At 47.3% G+C, this 20,097-nt stretch carries 32 protein-coding genes and 2 pseudogenes (1 of these 34 only partly in view); 31 read left to right on the top strand and 3 right to left on the bottom strand.

Annotation, left to right across the window (positions count from 1 at the left end; genetic code table 11):
- The first annotated feature begins 10 nt into the window (after positions 1–10).
- The 12 genes and pseudogenes from P378_RS23465 to P378_RS07585 all read left to right on the top strand — a co-directional run bounded on the left by P378_RS23465 (position 11) and on the right by P378_RS07585 (position 6,753).
- A complete protein-coding gene (locus P378_RS23465) occupies positions 11–319 on the top strand; it encodes a phage head morphogenesis protein (protein ID WP_338013870.1) in 309 nt (102 codons plus the stop codon).
- A 113-nt stretch (positions 320–432) separates the two neighbouring features.
- Positions 433–1,469 (top strand): annotated as a pseudogene (locus P378_RS07625) (phage protease).
- A 1-nt stretch (position 1,470) separates the two neighbouring features.
- The gene (locus P378_RS07620; protein ID WP_099082825.1) at positions 1,471–1,872 is read left to right on the top strand and encodes a hypothetical protein; all 402 of its coding nucleotides are present in this window, start codon (positions 1,471–1,473) and stop codon (positions 1,870–1,872) included.
- 39 nt (positions 1,873–1,911) lie between these two features.
- The gene (locus P378_RS07615) at positions 1,912–2,832 is read left to right on the top strand and encodes a Mu-like prophage major head subunit gpT family protein (protein WP_338013858.1); all 921 of its coding nucleotides are present in this window, start codon (positions 1,912–1,914) and stop codon (positions 2,830–2,832) included.
- The gene (locus tag P378_RS23460) at positions 2,813–3,022 is read left to right on the top strand and encodes a hypothetical protein (protein WP_338013857.1); all 210 of its coding nucleotides are present in this window, start codon (positions 2,813–2,815) and stop codon (positions 3,020–3,022) included. Before P378_RS07615 ends, P378_RS23460 begins: the two co-directional genes overlap by 20 nt.
- Positions 2,965–3,261 (top strand): gp436 family protein, encoded by a 297-nt coding sequence (locus P378_RS07610; RefSeq protein ID WP_338013869.1) that lies wholly within the window; start codon positions 2,965–2,967, stop codon positions 3,259–3,261. Before P378_RS23460 ends, P378_RS07610 begins: the two co-directional genes overlap by 58 nt.
- A 3-nt stretch (positions 3,262–3,264) precedes the next feature.
- Positions 3,265–3,765, top strand: a complete 501-nt coding sequence (locus tag P378_RS07605; RefSeq protein WP_099082824.1) for a phage virion morphogenesis protein — start codon at positions 3,265–3,267, stop codon at positions 3,763–3,765.
- Positions 3,766–3,768: 3 nt separating this feature from the next.
- The gene (locus P378_RS07600; protein WP_099082823.1) at positions 3,769–4,257 is read left to right on the top strand and encodes an SON protein; all 489 of its coding nucleotides are present in this window, start codon (positions 3,769–3,771) and stop codon (positions 4,255–4,257) included.
- A 101-nt stretch (positions 4,258–4,358) separates the two neighbouring features.
- On the top strand, positions 4,359–4,487 hold the full coding sequence (locus tag P378_RS22845; protein WP_274378666.1) for a hypothetical protein: 129 nt from the start codon (positions 4,359–4,361) through the stop codon (positions 4,485–4,487).
- Positions 4,471–5,894 (top strand): annotated as a pseudogene (locus P378_RS07595) (DUF2586 domain-containing protein). The gene P378_RS22845 and the pseudogene P378_RS07595 overlap by 17 nt, the downstream one beginning before the upstream one ends.
- A gap of 13 nt (positions 5,895–5,907) precedes the next feature.
- Positions 5,908–6,342, top strand: coding sequence for a hypothetical protein (locus P378_RS07590; RefSeq protein WP_073239904.1), 435 nt, complete (start codon positions 5,908–5,910; stop codon positions 6,340–6,342).
- Positions 6,343–6,387: 45 nt separating this feature from the next.
- Positions 6,388–6,753, top strand: a complete 366-nt coding sequence (locus P378_RS07585) for a DUF6848 family protein (protein WP_084127747.1) — start codon at positions 6,388–6,390, stop codon at positions 6,751–6,753.
- A gap of 221 nt (positions 6,754–6,974) precedes the next feature.
- Here the strand turns inward: P378_RS07585 and P378_RS07580 are convergent, their stop codons facing one another.
- Positions 6,975–7,220 carry a hypothetical protein gene (locus tag P378_RS07580; protein ID WP_073239906.1) on the bottom strand — a complete coding sequence of 82 codons (246 nt, stop codon included), beginning with the start codon at positions 7,218–7,220 and terminating at the stop codon, positions 6,975–6,977.
- Positions 7,221–7,288: 68 nt separating this feature from the next.
- Here P378_RS07580 and P378_RS21330 point away from each other — a divergent pair, with 68 nt between their 5' ends.
- The 17 genes from P378_RS21330 to P378_RS07515 all read left to right on the top strand — a co-directional run bounded on the left by P378_RS21330 (position 7,289) and on the right by P378_RS07515 (position 17,886).
- On the top strand, positions 7,289–7,666 hold the full coding sequence (locus P378_RS21330; RefSeq protein ID WP_238473010.1) for a hypothetical protein: 378 nt from the start codon (positions 7,289–7,291) through the stop codon (positions 7,664–7,666).
- The gene (locus tag P378_RS07575; protein ID WP_338013868.1) at positions 7,657–9,363 is read left to right on the top strand and encodes a phage tail tape measure protein; all 1,707 of its coding nucleotides are present in this window, start codon (positions 7,657–7,659) and stop codon (positions 9,361–9,363) included. Before P378_RS21330 ends, P378_RS07575 begins: the two co-directional genes overlap by 10 nt.
- Positions 9,300–9,593: a hypothetical protein gene (locus tag P378_RS21325; protein WP_238473008.1), complete on the top strand. Its 294-nt coding sequence runs from the start codon at positions 9,300–9,302 to the stop codon at positions 9,591–9,593. Before P378_RS07575 ends, P378_RS21325 begins: the two co-directional genes overlap by 64 nt.
- A gap of 2 nt (positions 9,594–9,595) precedes the next feature.
- Positions 9,596–10,198, top strand: coding sequence for a transcriptional regulator (locus tag P378_RS07570; protein ID WP_099082822.1), 603 nt, complete (start codon positions 9,596–9,598; stop codon positions 10,196–10,198).
- A 12-nt stretch (positions 10,199–10,210) separates the two neighbouring features.
- Entirely contained in the window at positions 10,211–10,993 is a 783-nt protein-coding gene (locus P378_RS07565) for a serine/arginine repetitive matrix protein 2 (RefSeq protein WP_099082821.1), read from the top strand.
- The gene (locus P378_RS07560; protein WP_099082820.1) at positions 10,978–11,262 is read left to right on the top strand and encodes a hypothetical protein; all 285 of its coding nucleotides are present in this window, start codon (positions 10,978–10,980) and stop codon (positions 11,260–11,262) included. Before P378_RS07565 ends, P378_RS07560 begins: the two co-directional genes overlap by 16 nt.
- Positions 11,262–11,672, top strand: coding sequence for a DUF2634 domain-containing protein (locus P378_RS07555; protein WP_099082819.1), 411 nt, complete (start codon positions 11,262–11,264; stop codon positions 11,670–11,672). The genes P378_RS07560 and P378_RS07555 overlap by 1 nt, the downstream gene beginning before the upstream one ends.
- On the top strand, positions 11,672–12,802 hold the full coding sequence (locus P378_RS07550; protein WP_099082818.1) for a baseplate J/gp47 family protein: 1,131 nt from the start codon (positions 11,672–11,674) through the stop codon (positions 12,800–12,802). Before P378_RS07555 ends, P378_RS07550 begins: the two co-directional genes overlap by 1 nt.
- 4 nt (positions 12,803–12,806) lie before the next feature.
- On the top strand, positions 12,807–13,643 hold the full coding sequence (locus P378_RS20080; protein ID WP_073239913.1) for a hypothetical protein: 837 nt from the start codon (positions 12,807–12,809) through the stop codon (positions 13,641–13,643).
- A gap of 14 nt (positions 13,644–13,657) precedes the next feature.
- Positions 13,658–13,966, top strand: coding sequence for a hypothetical protein (locus P378_RS07540; RefSeq protein ID WP_073239914.1), 309 nt, complete (start codon positions 13,658–13,660; stop codon positions 13,964–13,966).
- 1 nt (position 13,967) lies between these two features.
- A complete protein-coding gene (locus P378_RS07535) occupies positions 13,968–14,414 on the top strand; it encodes a hypothetical protein (RefSeq protein ID WP_073239915.1) in 447 nt (148 codons plus the stop codon).
- A complete protein-coding gene (locus P378_RS19465; RefSeq protein ID WP_180261016.1) occupies positions 14,414–14,584 on the top strand; it encodes a hypothetical protein in 171 nt (56 codons plus the stop codon). Before P378_RS07535 ends, P378_RS19465 begins: the two co-directional genes overlap by 1 nt.
- The gene (locus P378_RS07530; protein ID WP_073239916.1) at positions 14,581–14,928 is read left to right on the top strand and encodes a hypothetical protein; all 348 of its coding nucleotides are present in this window, start codon (positions 14,581–14,583) and stop codon (positions 14,926–14,928) included. The genes P378_RS19465 and P378_RS07530 overlap by 4 nt, the downstream gene beginning before the upstream one ends.
- The gene (locus P378_RS07525; protein WP_099082817.1) at positions 14,921–16,024 is read left to right on the top strand and encodes an SUMF1/EgtB/PvdO family nonheme iron enzyme; all 1,104 of its coding nucleotides are present in this window, start codon (positions 14,921–14,923) and stop codon (positions 16,022–16,024) included. The genes P378_RS07530 and P378_RS07525 overlap by 8 nt, the downstream gene beginning before the upstream one ends.
- Positions 16,025–16,095: 71 nt before the next feature.
- Positions 16,096–16,437 carry a diversity-generating retroelement protein Avd gene (avd, locus tag P378_RS07520; protein WP_073239918.1) on the top strand — a complete coding sequence of 114 codons (342 nt, stop codon included), beginning with the start codon at positions 16,096–16,098 and terminating at the stop codon, positions 16,435–16,437.
- Between the two features lie 271 nt (positions 16,438–16,708).
- A complete protein-coding gene (locus tag P378_RS21320) occupies positions 16,709–17,143 on the top strand; it encodes a hypothetical protein (protein WP_238473007.1) in 435 nt (144 codons plus the stop codon).
- Positions 17,032–17,886, top strand: coding sequence for an RNA-directed DNA polymerase (locus P378_RS07515; RefSeq protein WP_238473036.1), 855 nt, complete (start codon positions 17,032–17,034; stop codon positions 17,884–17,886). The genes P378_RS21320 and P378_RS07515 overlap by 112 nt, the downstream gene beginning before the upstream one ends.
- Positions 17,887–17,971: 85 nt before the next feature.
- Here the strand turns inward: P378_RS07515 and P378_RS07510 are convergent, their stop codons facing one another.
- Positions 17,972–18,187: a hypothetical protein gene (locus P378_RS07510; RefSeq protein WP_099082816.1), complete on the bottom strand. Its 216-nt coding sequence runs from the start codon at positions 18,185–18,187 to the stop codon at positions 17,972–17,974.
- Between the two features lie 41 nt (positions 18,188–18,228).
- On the bottom strand, positions 18,229–18,726 hold the full coding sequence (locus P378_RS07505) for a hypothetical protein (protein WP_099082815.1): 498 nt from the start codon (positions 18,724–18,726) through the stop codon (positions 18,229–18,231).
- A gap of 621 nt (positions 18,727–19,347) precedes the next feature.
- Here P378_RS07505 and P378_RS07495 point away from each other — a divergent pair.
- The gene (locus P378_RS07495) at positions 19,348–19,722 is read left to right on the top strand and encodes an ArsR/SmtB family transcription factor (RefSeq protein WP_099082814.1); all 375 of its coding nucleotides are present in this window, start codon (positions 19,348–19,350) and stop codon (positions 19,720–19,722) included.
- Between the two features lie 13 nt (positions 19,723–19,735).
- Positions 19,736–20,097 carry the beginning of a heavy metal translocating P-type ATPase gene (locus tag P378_RS07490; RefSeq protein WP_099082813.1) on the top strand. 2,236 nt of this gene lie beyond the right edge of the window, so 362 of the gene's 2,598 nt are visible here — the first part of the coding sequence; its start codon is at positions 19,736–19,738; the stop codon falls past the right edge of the window.

Genomic DNA, 20,097 nt, shown 5'->3' with positions numbered 1-20,097 from the left:
TCATTTGGCGATGGACGGCAGGGTTTTCAGAGCGGATGACCCTGTTTGGGATACCTGGTATCCCCCGAACGGCTTCCGGTGCCGGTGCGGGGTGAAGACCTTATCGGAAAGGCAGGTCAGAGAAAGAGGTCTCAAGGTGGAGACGGGGGCTCCCCAGGCCGCTGAGGTTGACGGGAAGTTTGTGAACATACTTCCTGACCCGAACTTCGCAAACAATCCGGCAAAGGTGCCGTTTAAGCCTGACCTGAAGGACTATCCTGAGCCGCTCAAAAAAGCGTTTGAAAGGAGAGAGGCATCAAAGAAAAAGACGAGCAAATAAAAGCCCAAATTTAATAGTTTTTCCACTCGGTAAGGTATTTATACCTGAAACAAATTTAACCCCCGTTATAACGCGTGCTAACGGCGTTAGAAACGATATTGAGAGGTGGGTGCATGGTAAAGGGATTAGTTTTGAGTATGAGCTCTTCGACAATAGAAGGAGTCCCCGATGTGGTCAACCTCCTGCCGCTCGGGAAGGTCAAGTCGCAAAAGGGAGACTTCATTGTTGACAAAGAGAGCTTTGAGCGAATCAGGAACACCTTCAAGGAAAGGGGTATCGACATTGTTATTGACTATGAACACCAGACCCTTGAGGATGTTCAGGCTCCTGCCGGTGGATGGATAAAGGATTTGTTCATCCGGGACGGAGCGATTGCGGCAAAAGTGGAGTGGACTCCCAAGGCCCAGGAGTACATCAAGAACAAGGAATACAAGTACCTCTCCCCTGTTGTCCTGGTGAGAAAGAGTGACCAAAAGGCGGTTGTTCTCCATTCCGTGGCGTTGACAAACACACCGGCGATAGACGGTATGTTTGCGATAGTAAACTCAATAAACCTTGATGATTTTGAAGAAGGAGGAAAGGACATGGATTTATTAAAGAAACTGGCGGCTCTCCTCGGCCTGGCTGAAGACGCTACAGAGGAGCAAGTAATTCAGGCTATCAAGACAGCCGTTGGCGAAGTCGAGAAGCTGAAAGAGGAAGCCAAGAAGCAGGAAGAAGGCACGGAGCCGGTTGCCAACAAAGTCATTTGCGGCCTGCTGGGGCTCGACAGTAAGGATGCAAAGACTGAGGACGTGGCTGCCGCTATCATGGCCCTGAAGAACCCGGCAAACTTTGTGCCGGTGGCAGAGTTCAACAAGCTCAAAGAGAGGCTGGACAAAAAGGACAGTGAGGAGCTTGTGACCAAGGCGTTAAAGGCGGGCAAAATCTCGGCGGCTCAAAAAGAATGGGCTGAGGAGTACGCTTGAAAGACCCTGAAGGCTTCAAGAAGTTTGTTGAAAAGGCCCCTCAAGCCGTCCCGATGGGAGAGTTGGGAATGGAAGACACCAAACAGAGCGACGGCAGGCTTGAGGAAACCACAATGGCCGTGTGCAAGATGCTCGGGGTGTCCAAGGAAGACGTTGAGAAATACGGAAAGGATGTGAAGTAACATGGCACTGACAGCAGGAAGGAACACCGTTGAAGTCCAGGACGGGAAAACCCTGGTGCTCCCGGTAAAGGCCAACGCCAAGATTTTTGAAGGCTCCCTGGTTGTGCTTGATGCAACGGGGTACGCCGTTCCGGGGAGTACGGCTGAAGGACTGAAGGCTGCCGGGAGAGCTGAGGAGTTTGTTGACAACACCGGGGGCGCAGACGGGGCCAAGACGGTCAGAGTCAGGCGGGGCGTTTTCAAGTGGAATAATGACGATGCCAATCCTGTGACCGAAGCGGACTTAATGAAAGACTGCTACATCAAGGATGACGAAACCGTCACCATGCTGGCGGTGGGAACGTCCGTCGCCGGTAAGGTGATTAGGCTTGACAACGGTGAGGTCATTGTTGAAACGCTTTAATGCCAAAACATTTTAATTCTGAAGGAGGCTAAAAAGGCTATGATAGTTAACCAACAGGCGTTACACGGAATTACGACAGGCTTTAAGACCATCTTCAACAAGGTCTTTAGCGAGACAAAAGTCCTTTGGGACAAGATTGCAACCAAAGTCCCCAGCGAGACCGGGGAAGAGAATTACAAATGGCTCGGAAAGATTCCCCGGATGAGGGAATGGATTGGAGACAGGGAGATTCAAAACCTTGCTGCCTCCGATTACACCATCAAGAACAAGGACTTTGAGCTCACCATCGGCGTTGACCGGAACGACATCGAGGATGACAAGATTGGTGTCTACAATCCGGTTATCCAAGATATAGCTCAAAGCACGGCAACATTCCCGGATGACCTTGTTTTTGAGCTCCTGAAAGGCGGCTTTGAAAACAAGTGCTATGACGGGCAGCCGTTCTTCTCTACCACTCACAAGGTAGGTAAAAAGACGGTCAGCAACAAGGGCACAAATAAGCTCTCTCCTACCTCCTATGCGGCAGCAAGAAGCGGCATGATGTCATTGACCGACGAACACGGACGGAGCCTGAAGCTCATTCCCAACCTGCTTGTCGTTGCCCCTGGCAATGAAGAAATGGGGAGAAAAATCCTCCTGGCTGAGCAGATTGACGGCTCGACAAACATTTACAAAGGCACGGCTGAGCTGCTTGTTGTTCCTGACCTGGCCGGAAGTGATGACGCATGGTTCCTGCTTTGTACCACAAAGCCCCTGAAGCCGCTCATCTTCCAGGAGAGAAAGGCTCCGAAGTTCGATGCCCTGATTGACGATAAGGACGAGAATGTCTTCATGAGGAAACAGTACCTCTATGGAGTGCATTCCAGGCTAACGCCGGTTACGGCTTTTGGCAGATGGCCTTTGGCAGCACTGGCGAAGTTGCGTAAAGGGATGATGCGGAATGCCTTACTGCACGGTTGAAGAAGTCAGGGGAATGATAAAGGCCGATGCCCTCAACATGATAATCGGTGATGAGTACATTGAGGACGAGGCGGAAAGAGAAGCCAGAATCATCCCTATTATCGAGGAGGCAATCAAGGACGCAGACGGGAGATTGACGGGTATCTTGTCAAAAGGTACTCCGTCCCCCTCTCCCCTACCCCGAAGGTAATCAATAAATTCAGCAAGGACATTGCAGTTTACAACCTCTTTTCAAGAGCCGGAATTGATGAAGGAGAGAAAGAAAAGAACTTCTTAAACAGGTACAAAGCCGCAGTGAAGTTCCTGGAGAATGTGGCGAAGGGCGTTGTCGATATCGGCATCACCGACAACACCAAAAAGGCAAACAACGGATTCTCCGCAAACTCAAACACAAGGCTGTTTTCAAGGGACAGCATGAAAGGGATGTAACCCATGTACAGTATTAGACTTGAGGGAGACGTAAGAAAACTCATGAAGAAGCTGAGGGGCCTGGAAGACGTTGACTTGAGAGGCGCAAGCCTGACGTTGGCAGAGGTGCTCAGAACTTCCACGAGAGAAAGGTTTCAGCAGCAAAAGAGCCCGGAGGGGAAGCCCTGGAAGAAATCAATCCGGGCTATCCGGGAAGGCGGCGCAACGCTGACGGACAGCGCAGGGCTGAAAAACTCCATCAAGTCCACTGCTGACAGCACGGGTTTTGCGGTAGGCACAAACAAGGTCTATGCCAGGACTCACCAGTTTGGAGAGAAGGGCCGAAAGGTCACGATCAGGGCCAAGACATCTAAGGGCCTCATCTTCCAGGTAGGCGGCAGATGGATTCGCAAGAAGCAAGTAACCGTCAACATCAAAATCCCTGCCCGTCCTTTCTTGGGCATCTCTGAGGAGGACATGCTGGAAATCAAGGAAACCCTCGAAGATATCATAGCGGAGGCATAAGAGATGATTGGACAATGCAAAGAGTATCTGATACAAAAGCTCAAAGATGCAGGCATTAAGTCAAAAGTGCATACCAGCATGAAGACTCTTGAGAAATCCAATGAAAGCCATGTCGGAGCTGTGTTGTTTGAAGGTGACAGCTATACCCGAAGCGGCTCAAAAACCATCTATGTAGACCAAGAGGGCGTCAAGCGAAAGAGGGTCAAGGTATTCAACCGGAAAACAAGCTTTATGGTTGTCATCGGAGAGTATGAAGAGAGCAAGTGCGAGAGCATCTTTGAGAGTTTCGTTGCCCTGCTGGATAGAGGAATTGAGATTGACGGGAATTTTACGGGGATTGAGGTCGAGGATGCTGACTGGGTGGACGAAAACGACAGCATCTTAAAAGCAAAAATAGCCGTCCAGGTTAAAATCACCTTTGACGGCGGCATATACAAAGACTCTGCACTCGGCACAATGAGCGAGTTAGAGCAAACACTTGAAAAGGAGTGAGACAATGGCGACGAATAAACCGCAGCCGAAACTCCTCCTGAGCTCCTCACCATAGAGGAGCTGAAGAGGATAAACAAAACGCCTGACCGGGTGTTTGAAGCATGAAGGCCGCTGAGAATTGGAAGACCGGGAAGTCGGTGACTCAAGCGGATTATGAGAAGGCATTGAAGGGATTCTTAGAGTCCCCAATGGGAGGAAAGAAGGTGAAGAAAGATGCTAAGGGACGTTAATACCATCATCACAGACGGCGGGCTTGGGGTGGATACCGCCAAGGGCGAAGGGATTCACTTCAAGATAGGGGTCTCCCCCGTTGTGTCCGATGCGCCGATTGTCATAACCGGCAGTATGAACGCCAAAAAAATCAAGGAAAAGCTGGGGCTCTCCCCCCTTGCCGATGCCTGCATGGACAGTGTGGAAAACGGGTCAAGCATGATTTATTGTCTGCCGGTGGCTGCATCCATCCCCGGCACGGTCGGGGAAGTCGTGAAGGCCGGGACGGGGCTCGGGACATGCACGGTGCAGGGGACACCGAACAACGCCTATGAAATCATCGTGAAGTTTACCGGGGCAGGCGGGTTCAATCAGGCGGTGCTCAGGTACTCGGTGGACGGAGGATATTCCTTCTCTGAAGAGATTACCCTTGCAGTCAACGGAGAGCTTGACATTCCATCCACCGGCTTGAAGTTTGTCTTCACGGAGGATGCGGCAACTCCGGCAGACTCCTACAAGATAGGCGACACCTACACCGTGAAGACCGAAGCTCCGCAGATGACCAATGATGACGTGCTCACGGCAATAGATAAGTTGAGGACTGTCAACTATTCATTTGAGTACGTGCATGTCGTGGGAGAGTCAACAAAGGCTCTTTGGGCGGCAATCTCCACGGAGCTGGGAAGACTCTTCGGGATATACAAAAAGCCGATGTTTTTCGTGCTTGAAGCAAGGAACATCCAGGAAGGGGAAACCCTTGACGAATACGCTCAGTATCTCGTCAATGAGAGGGTTGGGCTCCAAAACACCGACATCCAGATTGTAACGGCCCGGTCGCTCTATACAAGGATGGACGGCACGGTCAAGGACATCAACAACGCCGGGATTGTGTGCGGCCTGTATTCCAGGGCAAAAATCCAGCAGTCCATTGGCGAAGTGAAGAGCTTCAGCATAGCGGAGAACAAAATGCTTGAACTGCTTCCCAGGGGAATTGAGGACTACCTCTCCCTGCTGGATGAAACGAAGTACCTGACATTCAGGAAGTACGAAGGAATTGAGGGCTTTTACGTCACCAACGCAAGGATGATGTGTCCTGACGGTTCTGACTACAGATATGCTGAAGATGTCAGGGTCAAAAACAAGATTATCAGGGAAACAAGGAAGCAGGCCCTCCAGGAGTTGCAAAGCGACATCGACATGGAAGATGTCCAGGGCAGCCTTGAAACGATAGCCAAGTTCATCCTGGCTCCGGTTGACACGATGGTAAGAAACAAGGAAATCTCTTCTGCAAGAATTATTGTCCCCGAAGCCAGGACATCCTTGTGACCGAAAAGCTCAACGTCATTATCAGGTTTGTCCCCATCGGCCATGTGAGGGAAATCGAGATTGACCTTGGAATGGAGAACCCATTCAGGACACAACAGTAAGGAGGGATGAAAAGTGGCTATTATAAACGGCAAGGTTTATGACTGGTCTGACGTGTCGGTCAAGCTTCCGGGCCTTGAGATTGAAGTCCAGGAAATCTCTTATGATGATGAGCTGGAAAAAGAGGCTGCCTATGGGAAGGGCAGCAGGCCCAGGGGTTACGGCACGGGCAACTATAAGTCGGAGGGTAAGTTGAGCCTGCTCAAGGATGACTTTGATGACCTGGTTGCTTACTGCAAGCGGAAAGGGGTTTCGTTGTACAAGCTCGTCATCCCCAAAATCATTGTGAGCTATGCCAACCAGACCTCAAAGACCAAGACGGACGAGCTGGACACGGTTACTTTCACCAAGACCAGCCAGAAGAATGCCCAGGGCGACAAGTCCCTGAAGGTGGACATGGACTTTATCATCGTCAACGGCATCATCAGAGACGGCTTGAAGCCCGTTTAATGAGCGTTAATCTCAAAATAATTGACAAATAGGAGGATGAGGAACGTGGAAGACAAGAACAAAACGGCGGCAGAAACCACGAAAGCCAAGGACGATTTTGAAGCCTATAAAGCCAAATACGGGAAGCTTTACCGGGTAAACGCAACCGTTGAGCCGGACGATTCGACAACGGTCGAACTGGTGTATTTATTCCAAAAGCCCGCAACGGCATCCTATGACAGGTATGTCAAGAGCACGGCGCAGAGCCCGACAAAGGCACTCAGGGCGTTTGTCCTGGATAACGTCATCGAAGAGCAGCATCAAAAGCTTGAGGCTGACCTTGAGGAATACCCGGCCCTTGCTCTCAGTGTCGGTGAGAAACTGCTGAACATGCTGGGGTTGTCTAAAGACATAAATTTAAAGCTGCTTTAGAAGAGCAACTCCAGGAGGTAAAGGGTAATTTCATCGAAGCCGGTTCGCTTGAAATTTACAGGTATCTACCTCCTGCTCTTCTAAAGAAACCTGTGGGAGAGATGGATATTGAGGAGTTTTTGAGAGCCCTTGCTCAAGCTAGATATATCCAGGAGCTTGAGAAAAACGTGGTCGCAAGGGCCGTCTCGGAAGTCTTCTCAGAATAAAGAAAACCGGCCTCTTTAAAAGGTCGGTTCTTTCCTTAAAATCCAGCTCTTATATAGGATTGTGGCGTGCTTTGCGGTCTTAAAAACGCCCTCCTTCATCTTGTCCTTATGCCTGCCAAGAGTGTGTTGATGACCTACCCACAAGCAATATGGGGCAACGTAAATGGTCAGGGGCACAAAGACAATAAAGGATATGACAACTCCGGCGCAGAGGGCGAAGACGATGAGTTTTAGGACGAACAGAAGACCTACCAGCAACATGACATCAACCTCCTTTTTTCTTTACTATAGCACAGGTTAGAAATTTTTAACAGGGGGTGAGAGACAGCGTGAGTTTAGATACAATTTTTAAACTAAGTGTAATCGTCGGGATGATTGACCACTTGACCGGCCCAATGGCAAGGGTCAACAGCTCGGTCAGCAACTCGGTAAGCAGAATAGACAGGCTCAATCAGTCCTTTGGCGAAATGACCAAGACCGGGATTGCAATGGCGGCGGTAGGGGCTCAGATAACAGGCGCAGTGCTCTCCCCTGTGGCAGCAACCTTTGAAACACGGAGAGCCCTCGGGGAACTGTCCTCGGTCGGCGTTAAAGACCTTGTAGCCCTTAAAAAAGCAGCCAAAGACTTTTCGGACACTTGGGCCGGGACAACAAAGGCGCAGTTCGTTTCGGCGGCCTATGACATCAAGTCCGGTATATCCTCCTGACTGATGAAGGGGTTGCAAAATACACGGAGTTTGCCGGTATCACGGCCAAGGGCACAAAGTCAACCATTGCCGAAATGACGAGCCTGTTCGCAACCGGGTACGGGATATACAAGGACTTTTACAAGGACATGAGCGACATCGAGTTTGGGGAGATGTTCTCTGCCGGGATAGCAAAATCAGTGCAGCAGTTCAAAACAACCGGCTCAGGCATGGCCCAGGCCATTCAGACCTTGGGGGCATCGGCAACCACGGCAAACGTGCCCCTTGAAGAGCAGCTCTCCATCCTTGGTATGTTGCAAGCAACTATGAGCGGCGGTGAGGCGGGAACAAAATACAAGGCTTTCCTGGCATCGGCGGCCAGAGCCGGGGACGAATTGGGGCTCAGGTTCACCGATGCGAATAATCAACTCCTGTCCATGCCGGAAATCCTTGAAACGCTCAGGGCCAAGTTCGGAAGCACGTTGGATGCCGCAGAAAAGATGCAGATACAAAAAGCCTTCGGCACGGATGAAGCGGTTGCCTTGATTGACCTGCTCTATAACAAAACGGGAGACCTGCAAAACAATATTGTCGGCATGTATGGTGAACTGGGCAAAGGGATTGAGGTCGCTCGGGGCATGGCGAACGCTATCAACGAAACCGAAGGAGAGAAATATGTCAGGCTGACGCAGAGAATCCACAACGTCACAGAAGAAATCGGGAATCAACTGCTCCCAACGGTGAACATGCTGCTAGGCAAGGGTGAAGCGGTTCTCGACAAGATAAGCGGATGGATTAGCCGGAATCAGCAGCTCGTCAAGGTGCTTGCCATTATTGTGATGATGATAGGGCTGACCCTGACGGCCTTGGGGACTTTCATTACAGTTGTCGGCGGCGTGGGCCTTGCGTTCACAAAAACGGCTCAGATGGCAACCGGCTTTTGGTCTACTCTTAGGAAAATACCGGACACGCTAACCACTATCAGGATACAGGCCATGTATGCCGGTGATGCCATAAGGAACGGGTTTGCCTCAGCCAAGACCTTTGCTTCAACGGCGGCGACGAGCATCAGGAACGTGGCGACATCCATCGTCAGCATGGGGAGAGCTGCCGTTGTCAATGGAACGGCGGCGGTCAAAAACTTTGTGCTCAGTCTGGTGTCGATGGCAAGACAGGCGGTTGTCACGGCGGCCACGGCCATGCCCGGCCTGATAGCTTCAGTATGGTCTTTCACCGCTGCTTTACTGGCTAACCCTATCACCTGGATTATCATTGGGATTGTGGCGTTGATTGCGGCCCTGGTGCTCCTATGGAGAAACTGGGACACGGTTATTAACTTCCTTCAGGGTGCTTGGAACTCCGCTGTCACCGGCGTTGTCAACGGGTTTAACAGGATTAGGGAAATATTCGCAAGCGGTATTCAGTGGATTAAAGACTTCATAACCGGGTCTTTGGCCTGGTTCAGGGAATCGGGCTCAAAGATACTGACAACGTTCACGGAAGGGATTAAGAGCGCAATATCGGCCCCCGTTGAGGCTGTCAAGGGCGGCCTTGCCAAAATCAGAAACCTGCTCCCCTTCTCGGATGCTAAAGAAGGCCCTCTCTCCTCCCTTACCCTGTCGGGAGAAGGGTGTTTGAGACAATCACAAGCGGTATGGTGCAGACTCAAAACCTTCCCGCTGAAGCAACTGAGAACGCCTTCTCCCATGTTGACCTGACGGCCCAGGAAGGCATTAAAAAGGTCAACCTGAAGGAAATAACCAGGGAGAAATCGGAAAGCAGTGAAAGCTCCAAGGAGAAAGAGAATGGAACCGTCATCCAAAGGCTCATTGTCCAGACAGATATCAGTAAACTCAAAGACCTTCAAATGCTGTTTAGGTTGCTGAAAGAGATTGAGGACTATATAAACAGCAACGGAGGAGAGCCAACACCGGTCGGGGAGGGATAATCTTGATATACATTGATGACAGTATCGTTAAAGTTGGAGGGGTTGTCCTCCCCGGCCTCTTCAAGAGTATCGAGATAAAAGGTGATGCGCTAATTGAGGAGCAAGAAGTTGAAGGCAGGAGCACGAAACCGAAGCAGGCAACGGGATATGAGGACGCAAAGATTAACTTGGAACTGATTCTCCATGACGGGCCGGTTCTGACAAAGCTCCAAAAGCTTGAAGCAATCCAGAACCTCTTCAAGAAAAAGGGGCAGGTAAAGCCCATCATATACGAGATAGTCAACGAGCACACGGCGGCCAGGGGCATCACACAGATTCTGTTTAAGAACCTGACAACAAAAGAACAAAGCAAAAACGACGAGCTCACAGTCATGATTGAATTTTGGGAGTATATCCCGATGACCATCACTGCAACGAAGGCGGGAAGTACTTCCGGCACTTCGGCGGCAAGCACGGCAAAGGCGAATCTGACTTCCGAATACCAGGGATATTTGAGCAGCCGTGGGACGGCTCCGAAGCTTCATGACAAGACCGCAAAAACAGCGGCGACAGACAACGCAGAGACCCAGGCATACAAAAGCAAGCTTGCTGCAATGCCTTATTAGTGAGGTGAGAAAGTGGAAACAAGTGAGCTTTTTTATCCCGAAACCAATATCAACATCGGGGGCTATGGCTTTCAAAAGGGCGTTGAGATAGAGGTTTTCTCCTCGAAAGATTCATACTTTGACTGGGCAAAAGTCAGGTTTACCCAGCAGTTTAACGAGAAAATAACCCTCAGCAAAAAGGACAAGGCCCTGATTCAGCTCGGTTATAACGGGGTTTTCGATGAGGTATTTGAGGGATACGTGGTCAATCCCATGAGTGAGGGCAGCTACTCAAATGAGGTTGTGCTCAAGGATGACATGATACGCCTTGAAGAGACGTACATCACAAACACTTTCCTGGACGCAACTCCTCAAGAGATATTAAGGTTCTGCCTGAACAAAGCTGGAATCACGAATATGAGAATATCCTCGAAGGTCTACCAAAAGAAGAAAGTTGTTCCTGTCTTCAGGAAAAACGTTATAGCGGTCATTGAGGAGATTCACTCTATTTGGAAGATCAAAGAGGCGTTCTTCTTCTCGGGAGGGGTGTTTTACTGGGGAGAAAAGCCGGAGCAAAAGAAGGTATATGAGTTTGAGTATGGCGTGAACATTATTTCCCTTGAGAGGCCGGGCGGGGTTTGGGTGCTTGAAACGGTGTCAACGCCTTTCATCAAGCACTCACAGAAAATTATTGTAAGGCATCCGAAGATATCCGGGGAGTTCGAGACAAAGAAAGTTGTCTTTACTACCAATGATGCGGGGTTTATAAGGACGTACATCTATTTTAGGGAGGGAGAGAAATGTTGGAGCAGATGATTCAAAACGTCATTGAAAAGCTTATAAAGACGAAGTATGCACACATTAAGCTCTCCTCTGCCGTGTACGCAAAGGTTACAAAGGTTCAGCAATACCCGGACTATTATCTTTACAATCTCAAAATACTTGACGAAAACAAGGCGGTCAATGCTGAATTTCCTGAGATTCCTGAAGTAAAGTCAAAGGTTGTGCTTGAAAGCGGGGATGTGGCGGCGGTGCTCCTCCTCTACGGCCAACTAAATGTTTATATCGTGGGGAAGGTGGTTTGATGGCGGGTCTATATGATACGGACGTAAAGCTTGATGAAGATTGGCAATTGACGGCTGCTGCCAATGGTGACGCTCCCCTCTCCTCTGATACGGACTGCTTTATTCAGGATATCAGGCTTGAGGCACTGTCCCAGGAGGGAGAGCTCTTCTATGACGAGACATGGGGATGGTCGCTTCTTGACTTCATTCAAGCGGATGATGACGAGCTGGTAAGGCTGGAAATCGAGCAAAGGATTCGGACGAAGCTCTCAAGGCGTGAAGAAATCGATAGCGAGACAATACAAACAAAGCTAAGTTTTGAGGATGATAAGATATCCGTCAAGGTGGCGTTGAAGTTTACTAATGACTCAAAGCAGTACATCTTAGATATTGTACTGGATAGGGTCAGGGTCGAGGTGGTGATGGTGTAATGATTGACGAGAAAATATTGGATGAAATCCTTCCGGTGCCGGACAGAGAGGAAATGAAAAACTCGATCGTGCAGGAACTTAAGGACGAGGGCTTTAAGATATCAAACTTCAGCTCAGGGGGAATCTTCTATACCCTGCTGATGATAGTCATCCAGATTAGAATCGAGCTGGTGAAGCTCCTGAGAAAGGTTCTAAACAATATGTTCCTGTCCCATGCTGAAGACGTGTGGTTGGAGCTGAAGGCGGCAGACTTCTCCAAGAAGAGAAAGCAGCCGACAAAGACAAAAGGATATGTAACCCTTGAAAGGGACGCTCCTGGAGATGCGGTCAAGATAGCCAAGGGGGACATATTCAAGACGGAGCAGGATATCAACGGAGAGGAGCTCCGATTTCTGGCGGTCGAGGACACGGTTCTACAAAAGGACTCCTTGAGCCAAAAGGTTCTTGTCCTGGCTGAGAACGAAGGTGCAAAATACAACGTTCCACCGGGACAGATAAACAAGTCGCTCACTCACATTGAGGGCATTGACAGGATATTCAATGATTCTGACTGGCTTGTTCAGGAAGGGAGTGACCTTGAGGATATCGAGAGCCTGAGAGATAGAACCCTGAAATCATGGGCAGAGCTCTCCACCATGCCCATAGCTGACAAATACAAGAATGTTTGTGAAGGAGTCGAGGGCGTTCTTTTTGTAAGGGTTGACGATATGCATCCACGAGGCCAGGGGACTATTGACATCATAGTGACCTCGACGGCGGGAGCCGCAACTCAAGACCTGCTTGACAAGGTTGAGGCCCAGGCCGTCACCATAAAGGGGCCATATGACAACCTGCTGGTGAAGTCTTCGGAGATTGTGGAACAGGATTTTGATATCATCATCTATATTGCGGAGGATGCAAGCGACGAGGGCGTTCAGGAGAAAGGTGAAGCAATTATCACCGATTTGATGAAAATCAGGAAAGACAGGGAGCTCAACCGGCTTTACTTAGATGACATCAGGTATGCCCTGAAAAGCGGCATCCAGGTTTACAAGAAGTCAGACATTATCTCCCCTGCCGATGACGTAATCCTGAGCAATGATAAAGTGATTGTGCTCGGTCTGCTCAATATAACCGTTGAGAGGGTGTAAAGGTATGTTTGAAAAGTTTCAGGACTATATGTATTACCTGCTCTTTGGCCCTCTCAAAAAAGTCGCCAAGGCAAAAAACCAGTTTTATATACTCTTCAAGGTGCTCGGGAAGCTGTTTGACCAGACAAAACAAGATATCTTCCGGGTCAGAGCGGAGTCGATGGTAATCAGTGCAAGCAGTCTTATGCTTGAAGAGCATGGGCGTGACCGTCGCATGAAGAGACTCAAAGGGGAAAGCGTTGAAAACTATAGAATGAGGCTTTCAATGAAAAATATTATTGCTGAGAAAGCCGGAACGAATGAAGGTATCCTCCTTGCACTCAAGGCTCTTGGATATGAACAATCACGAATTGAGCCATTTTACATCCATGACCCTGAAAGGTGGGCTGAGTTCCTGGTCTATCTCTCGTCAAAGCAGCAAGTCGGCATCAATGACATGGCGGTTATCGACAAGGAAGTCATGAAGGTCAAGCCTGCAAGTGGAAAGCCCAGTTATGGGATAGAGGAATATACGCAGGTTGAAGCCAGGTCGGAGTTTAAGGGCGGCCTTTACCGGTATCCATTATGCAACACCTTCCTTTGCGGGGTGTGGCCCTACAACAATGATAATGTGGGCTATCTGCTCAGGACTGACTTGAGTCATGAATCGACGTACAGAGAAGGCAACTTCTCCTATCCCCTGGCCGGGACGATTGCTGCATCCGAAAGACTGTATCAAGAAACGGACTTTGTGCAGTGCAACCATGAGAGCTCAACAATAGAGGCAGAAACGGAGTATGAGGGTAATACATTCAACTATCCTCTCTGTAATCAAATAAGGGCGGGAGAATATCCAAACTAAAGGAGGTTTGATGGATGAAGACATTAACTGCAACGGGTATTACCAAACAGCTCACAAGGCTGAAAGACTCATTGTCACATGCAACCTATCTGCTGAACGGGCAGCAAAGACAGACTGATATCTTTAAAACGGAGATAAACCAGGACTTTATAAGGATATTCGTCTACCTGGATGACACTGTTTCGGGAACGGTCAGCAATATCAGTTTAGTTGACAGGGACGGTGATGTGGTGGCTCTTGCAACCAGAGAGTTTATAAAACCTCAATCCAAAGGGCTGTATTCGGTCTTTGCTTATAAATTCGTGGAAGTGGAGGTGAGCTAAAATGAAGCCTTACAATCTCAAGCAATGGCAAGACCATATTGTTGACGAACTAACGGGAGAGGTGATTCAGGAAGGGACTCCCGTCAGTGCGACAAACTTAAACAATATGGAGACCGGTATTCTTGGAGCTGACGGTTTTGCCTCGGTTCTGATTCAACAGGCAATGCAGTCCAAAAGAAGCATAGCTGACCTGGAAGGAGAGCTTGTGGAAGTGTCATTGAGCAATACAATGAGCTATCCCTTTAACAACTCAGAGACAACCGTTGCCCTCCAAAAGGCAAGGGACACCTTGAATTACAGGGTGCTCACTGAGGTTCTAAGCTCCAACGGGTTTGTCGGAGACATTGAGGTGTACGACAAGGCCCTGAACGGCTTTAAAATCCGGTACACAGGCAGCGCAACGAGTGCAACAATCAAATGTTTTATCCAAGGGGGTATGTTTCAATAATGGCGAACGTGATAATTAAGAGCAGCGAGAGGCAAGAAAGGACGAACAGGGTCTTGAGGGACTTTGGACACAACAGCTCAACGGCCAACAAGCAAACAAGGGAATACGCTGAGTGCATTGCTCAGAGGAGTCATGAAGTGATTAAGAAAGCGGAGGGATTGAAAAGATGAACGGTCAGGTAAATATCGTTGAAAAGAACGAAGGGCCAAAAATCAACATCGTGCAGGACGGGACAAAGGTCATCCTGGATGAAATCATGACCCTTGACCTTGAGAAGTACGAAAGGGACTTTGATGTTCATATTAACATTTGCACTAATGAGTTCGGGTTCCTGACCTTCGGGCTCAATAAATGGTATGTTGCACAGATAGACATACCGGCAAGGGCATACGATACCGTCATTGACGGTGAGGATGAGAATGGCAATCCAATGGAAAAGCAATTCCCCATCCCATTTGATATGGGCAAGGTGACAATAACATTATGGGCTAAAGGAGGAGCAACCAATGAGTAATTTTGATGACATGAAATTAGCGGTTGAAGCGTTGTCGGGCGGGAAAAATACGGTCTTGTTTGATGATATGGGGCTCCCTTCAATCATGGTGAGGATACCGCTATTCAAAAGCATTGACGTGATGACCGGTGGAGAAGATGCGGCTCATCCAATGTTTGTTGTGAATGGAGTTCAGAAATCTGAAGTGATGGTCTCCAAGTATCAAAATATTGTCATGTATGACCGAGCCTACAGCCTGCCCTTTAAAGACCCGAAAACAAGCGTGAACTTCGATACAGTAAAAGCCTACTGTGAAAATAAGGGCTTAGGATGGCATCTGATGACGAATGCTGAATGGGCCGGGATTGCGCTTTGGTGTAAGAAAAACGGCTTTATGCCCAGGGGGAACAATAACTATGGAGCTGACCATTCCGCTCCCCATGAGAAGGGTGTGGGAACCTACTTTGACAGTGGAGCCGGGAAGACCGGCAGGGTTGCAACCGGAAGTGGCCCGGCAAGTTGGGCTCACGACAACACCAACGAGGGCATATTTGACCTCAACGGCAACGTGTGGGAATGGGTCGGAGGCTTGAGGCTTAACAACGGGGAGATACAAATTATCCCTAACAACGATGCCGCTGCTGCTGTTGACCAAACGGCGACAAGTGCGTTGTGGAAGGCCATGTTGCAGGACGGAAGCCTTGTGGCCCCCGGCACGGCCAACACTCTAAAGGTGGACAATACCACGGCAGGCGATGCAACCGCTACCTCTCATGATGTTGGTGGAGACCCGAGGATAAACACGGCGGTTGAAAACCAGATGTATACACCGGGAGGCCAGTATGATTACGGATATTCATACACAACCTTCGAAACACTGGCTGCTGAAGCAGGAGTAACAATCCCGAATCTCCTCAAAGCTTTAGGAATGTTTCCGATTGATGCGGCGCATGGGGCAGACGGTTTTTATGCTCGTAACTATGGAGAAAGGCTCCCGTTTCGTGGCGGCTATTGGGGTCGCACTTCCCATGCGGGCGTGTTCTACGTCTCCCTGGCCCACTCTCGTGCGAGCGTCAGTACGCGTCTCGGTTTCCGCTCCGCTTTTGTTACTCTGTAATCTGTTTTCTGAATATCTGTCGGGGAGAGCGATAGCTCTCCCCCCACCCTGAAGTAAGAGAGGAGTTTTAGATGGAGCAATTAAAGATATACCAAAAAATCTATGACATGATAGTCTACGGAAACAACTGCCTACTTCAGTTTCCCAGGTCAGAAAGATATGCGCTTGCAACGGAGATTAAGAAAAGCATGTATACGCTGCTGAGGTTGGCGATAGTGGCAAACAAGAAGTATTATAAAAAGACAACTCTTCAGGAAATGGATGTTGAGCTGGAAACATTAAAAACCTTTATAAGGGTTGCGGCAGACCCTAAATTCAAATACTTGGGACTGAAGCAATATGAAAATTGGAGCAAGATGCTCAGCGAAATCGGGCGCATGTTGGGAGGATGGATGAAGGCAGTAAAGCAGTAAATAAATAAACAAAAACTATGGGGGATGAGTCTATTGAGCTCCCGATTCGTGGCGGCAATTGGGGTAACACTTCCAATGCGGGCGTGTTCAACGTCAACCTGAACAACTCTCGTGCGAACGTCAGTACGAATATCGGTTTCCGCTCCGCTCTGCTCTCATAGTCAATGGCTATAACCTCATGGGGTTATAGATAGCACAGAGAGAACAAAGGGGCTCATTCCCCTGCTGAAAAAGCAAAATATTGAATTGCTATAGAAGCATCGAGTAAGTAATGAAAGATGCTACATATAGTACTAATAAAAACAAGGGGATGCAAAAATTGTCTCAGAAATTAAAGAACCTTTTTCCGAAAATCATTGATTTTGAAAACTTGTACATAGCGGCCCTTGAAGCGAGAAAAGGGAAACGTTTTAGGGATGAAATATTAAAATTTAACAGCCAGCTTGAGGAAAACTTGATTATTATTCAAAATGAGCTTTTATATAAAACCTATGAAGTAGGCAAATATAGGCAGTTCTTTATACATGACCCTAAAAAGAGATTAATCATGCACTGCCTTTCAAAGATAGAGTTGTTCAATGGGCCGTATACAGGATTTTATACCCGCTCTATGACAAACAGTTTATTTTTGATAGTTATGGTTGCAGAGTCGGAAAAGGCACTCATAAAGCGGCAGACAGGCTTCAATACTGGTTGCGGCAGGTAGACCGCAAGAGTCAAAAATACTATTACCTTAAGCTTGATATCTCGAAGTATTTTTATAGAGTCAACCATGCGATATTACTTGACATCCTAAGAAAGAAGATTGTTGATAATGACTTGATGTGGCTGCTTGAGACCATAGTCAACAGTGAGGACGTGGCCTTTGGGCTCCCTGCCGGAATGGAAGCCGATGACTGCCCGGAAGAAGAGAGACTGTTTGATACAGGGATGCCAATAGGAAACCTTACCTCACAACTCTTTGCAAATGTCTACTTAAACGAGCTTGACCAGTATGTAAAGCACAAATTGAGGATACATTACTACATCAGGTATATGGATGATATAATAATCCTGTCGGATGATAAGAAATACTTACACAAGGTCAAGGAAGACATTGGAACATTCCTGAAATCGGCTCTTGCGCTTGACCTAAACAACAAGACTGCTATCAGACCCATATCTTTAGGTGTTGAGTTCGTGGGCTTTAAGATATGGCCTACCCATAGGAAGCTAAAGAAAAAGACTCTGAAGAAGATTAAGAGGAGGGTCAAAACGCTTCAAAAAGCCTATGAAAAGGGGTTGATTGCCTTCGATAAGGTGAATGCCTCAATGCAGTCCTATTTCGGCATCATGAGGCACTTCAACAGCTATAACTTCAAAACAAAACTCCTGAACGAGTGCGTATTTCAACGGGGCGAAGACCAGCACGTCCAGGAGCGTTATTCTCAAAATAATTGGCAAGAGTAAAGCCAAAGACCCTCAGAAATAGTTCTAAAAACCAGCGTTATTTTTGCCAAAAATCATGAGAATTTTTGCCAAAAATTTTGAGCGGCTACAAATGTTCCCGATTCATATCTTCATCACAGCGTGTTAAAATATCTTTGTTGAACTGGATTAAATCTGTAACCGTTGGCACAGGAACAAAGAAATTGCGACGTTGGTAACCAACCTTGTTTTCCACGCTACCTTTTTCCTGACCTTTGTTCGGATTACAGAAAATAGCGTTGAACTTATGATGCAACACAAACCTGGTAAATGTATCTGTCAACTGCCTTCCTCTTTTGGGTAGGATTTTTACGACTGCACTGCTCATATTGTCAAACAGTATCCGTGTCGGCACTTTGCCATATACTCGAATATGCGTTGCATTCCTTCAAGAAGACATTCCGTGTTCTGTGATTTGCATAGCTGCACATATCCGCCGTTTGAAGCTGGAAATGAGATGACGAGTTCATAATATTTGGTCAGTGTTCCCACGGCGTCAAAAGCATAAACTTCACCAAAATCCAGCTGCGCCTCTCCGAATACGTGGTACCCTAAAATTGCAGTATCGTAAACGCTCTTGCCAAGTTCTTTTTTTGCTTTAGAAACATAGTTGATGACAGTTTGTTTTCCAACCAGCAGCTTGTCCTTAAATTCAGCTTCTGTGCTTAACCGATCATATACTTTAGTGGCGGTATGCCGCTGTTTTCGGGGCATTTTTAAATCGCTTTCAAGCCATTCATCTATGACAGGTTTTAATGCGTCAAGTCTGCTTTCACGCATCTTGCGAGGCTTGGTTTCTGCATTCCAATCATCTTTCTCCACATATTTTTGACTGTGTCAAAATGATGGCCGGTTTTTTCTGAGATTGCTCTAAGCGACAGGTCTTCATATTCTCGCAGCGCTGTGATATACTGAATTCTCTCCATTGCTATCATCCTTTCAATTCACCTTCCTTGTTAGTCTCAAACTCCAAGGATACCGAATTTTCAGGTCGACTGCAATGGAGCTTCTTTTTGTCCATTGCTGCTACACTTTTTTACTTATATTTGCTACACTTCTATTTTAATATATACAGTGAACTGAGGCAAAATGCATTGGTTGAAAACGCAGTCATGTCAACTCGCAGAATATGATGATCTATTGGTGAGACGGCTTATTGAGAAGTTAACAGTCTTAGATGATAATGACTGTTGAGTTCAGGTCCAGCGTTGAAATTGATGTAGAAATATAATGCATATAACTAACCGCCAGTCGAGGAGAATTATCCTTTATCTGGCGGTGTTTTAATTGTTAAAACCCTCATCAAGTATAAATAGACAATAAATTGCTCATTCACTTGAATGATTGTTCAAGTATCTATTGACATCTTATTATTGCGGTAGTAATATAAACATATGAGCAACTGTTCAAGTATACAATTGAAATAATATCGGAGGTGAGAATGTGGCAAGGAAAATTCAACCAGCTGAAAGATGCGACTGTGATGTTATACATGAGGATACTGTTAATCAAGTTCGAGAAAAAATGCCTCAAGAAGAAACTCTATATGATCTTGCGGAGCTATTTAAGGTCTTTGGGGATTCAACAAGAATTAAGATACTCTGGGCGTTAGATGAAGCAGAGATGTGCGTTTGCGATATTGCATTCTTATTAAATATGACCCAATCAGCAATTTCTCATCAGCTAAGAGTCTTAAAGCAGGCTGAACTAGTAAAGAGCAGAAGAGAAGGAAAGATTGTATTCTACTCTATTGAAGATGAACATGTAAAGCAAATATTTGACCAGGGATTAATTCATATTTTAGAAGAAAGAAAGTAAAGGAGGGCCAGTAATGTTAAAGAAGGAAGTAATTTTAGAAGGTTTAGATTGCGCAAATTGTGCAGCTAAAATTGAAGATGAGGTTAATAAATTAAATGGAGTCAAAGCCTATATGAACTTCATGAACAAGACATTGACTTTAGAAACTGAATCAGAGCAAGAGTATAAGAATACACTACAGCAAGTTGAAACCATAGTGCACAAGCACGAACCGGATGTGGTAGTGAAAGAAAAATCCGTTAACAAGAGCAATAAAAAAGTATTAATACTTGAAGGACTTGACTGTGCGAATTGTGCTGCAAAGATTGAAGCTCAAACACAAAGCCTTGAAGGTGTAAACAGTGCGACCGTTGATTTTGTATCTAAGAAGCTGAC

It is taken from the genome of Desulforamulus profundi, assembly GCF_002607855.1.
This window is presented reverse-complemented; position numbering and strand designations above follow the sequence as displayed.

Bases quoted from the DNA above. Each gene is read 5' to 3' on its own strand.
- P378_RS23465 (WP_338013870.1), top strand. From the start codon at position 11: ATGGACGGCAGGGTTTTCAGAGCGGATGACCCTGTTTGGGATACCTGG.
- P378_RS07620 (WP_099082825.1), top strand. From the start codon at position 1,471: ATGGCACTGACAGCAGGAAGGAACACCGTTGAAGTCCAGGACGGGAAA.
- P378_RS07615 (WP_338013858.1), top strand. From the start codon at position 1,912: ATGATAGTTAACCAACAGGCGTTACACGGAATTACGACAGGCTTTAAG.
- P378_RS23460 (WP_338013857.1), top strand. From the start codon at position 2,813: ATGCCTTACTGCACGGTTGAAGAAGTCAGGGGAATGATAAAGGCCGAT.
- P378_RS07605 (WP_099082824.1), top strand. From the start codon at position 3,265: ATGTACAGTATTAGACTTGAGGGAGACGTAAGAAAACTCATGAAGAAG.
- P378_RS07600 (WP_099082823.1), top strand. From the start codon at position 3,769: ATGATTGGACAATGCAAAGAGTATCTGATACAAAAGCTCAAAGATGCA.
- P378_RS22845 (WP_274378666.1), top strand. From the start codon at position 4,359: ATGAAGGCCGCTGAGAATTGGAAGACCGGGAAGTCGGTGACTCAAGCG.
- P378_RS07580 (WP_073239906.1), bottom strand. From the start codon at position 7,220: ATGTTGCTGGTAGGTCTTCTGTTCGTCCTAAAACTCATCGTCTTCGCC.
- P378_RS21325 (WP_238473008.1), top strand. From the start codon at position 9,300: ATGGTGCAGACTCAAAACCTTCCCGCTGAAGCAACTGAGAACGCCTTC.
- P378_RS07560 (WP_099082820.1), top strand. From the start codon at position 10,978: ATGTTGGAGCAGATGATTCAAAACGTCATTGAAAAGCTTATAAAGACG.
- P378_RS07555 (WP_099082819.1), top strand. From the start codon at position 11,262: ATGGCGGGTCTATATGATACGGACGTAAAGCTTGATGAAGATTGGCAA.
- P378_RS07550 (WP_099082818.1), top strand. From the start codon at position 11,672: ATGATTGACGAGAAAATATTGGATGAAATCCTTCCGGTGCCGGACAGA.
- P378_RS20080 (WP_073239913.1), top strand. From the start codon at position 12,807: ATGTTTGAAAAGTTTCAGGACTATATGTATTACCTGCTCTTTGGCCCT.
- P378_RS07540 (WP_073239914.1), top strand. From the start codon at position 13,658: ATGAAGACATTAACTGCAACGGGTATTACCAAACAGCTCACAAGGCTG.
- P378_RS07535 (WP_073239915.1), top strand. From the start codon at position 13,968: ATGAAGCCTTACAATCTCAAGCAATGGCAAGACCATATTGTTGACGAA.
- P378_RS19465 (WP_180261016.1), top strand. From the start codon at position 14,414: ATGGCGAACGTGATAATTAAGAGCAGCGAGAGGCAAGAAAGGACGAAC.
- P378_RS07530 (WP_073239916.1), top strand. From the start codon at position 14,581: ATGAACGGTCAGGTAAATATCGTTGAAAAGAACGAAGGGCCAAAAATC.
- P378_RS07525 (WP_099082817.1), top strand. From the start codon at position 14,921: ATGAGTAATTTTGATGACATGAAATTAGCGGTTGAAGCGTTGTCGGGC.
- avd (WP_073239918.1), top strand. From the start codon at position 16,096: ATGGAGCAATTAAAGATATACCAAAAAATCTATGACATGATAGTCTAC.
- P378_RS21320 (WP_238473007.1), top strand. From the start codon at position 16,709: ATGAAAGATGCTACATATAGTACTAATAAAAACAAGGGGATGCAAAAA.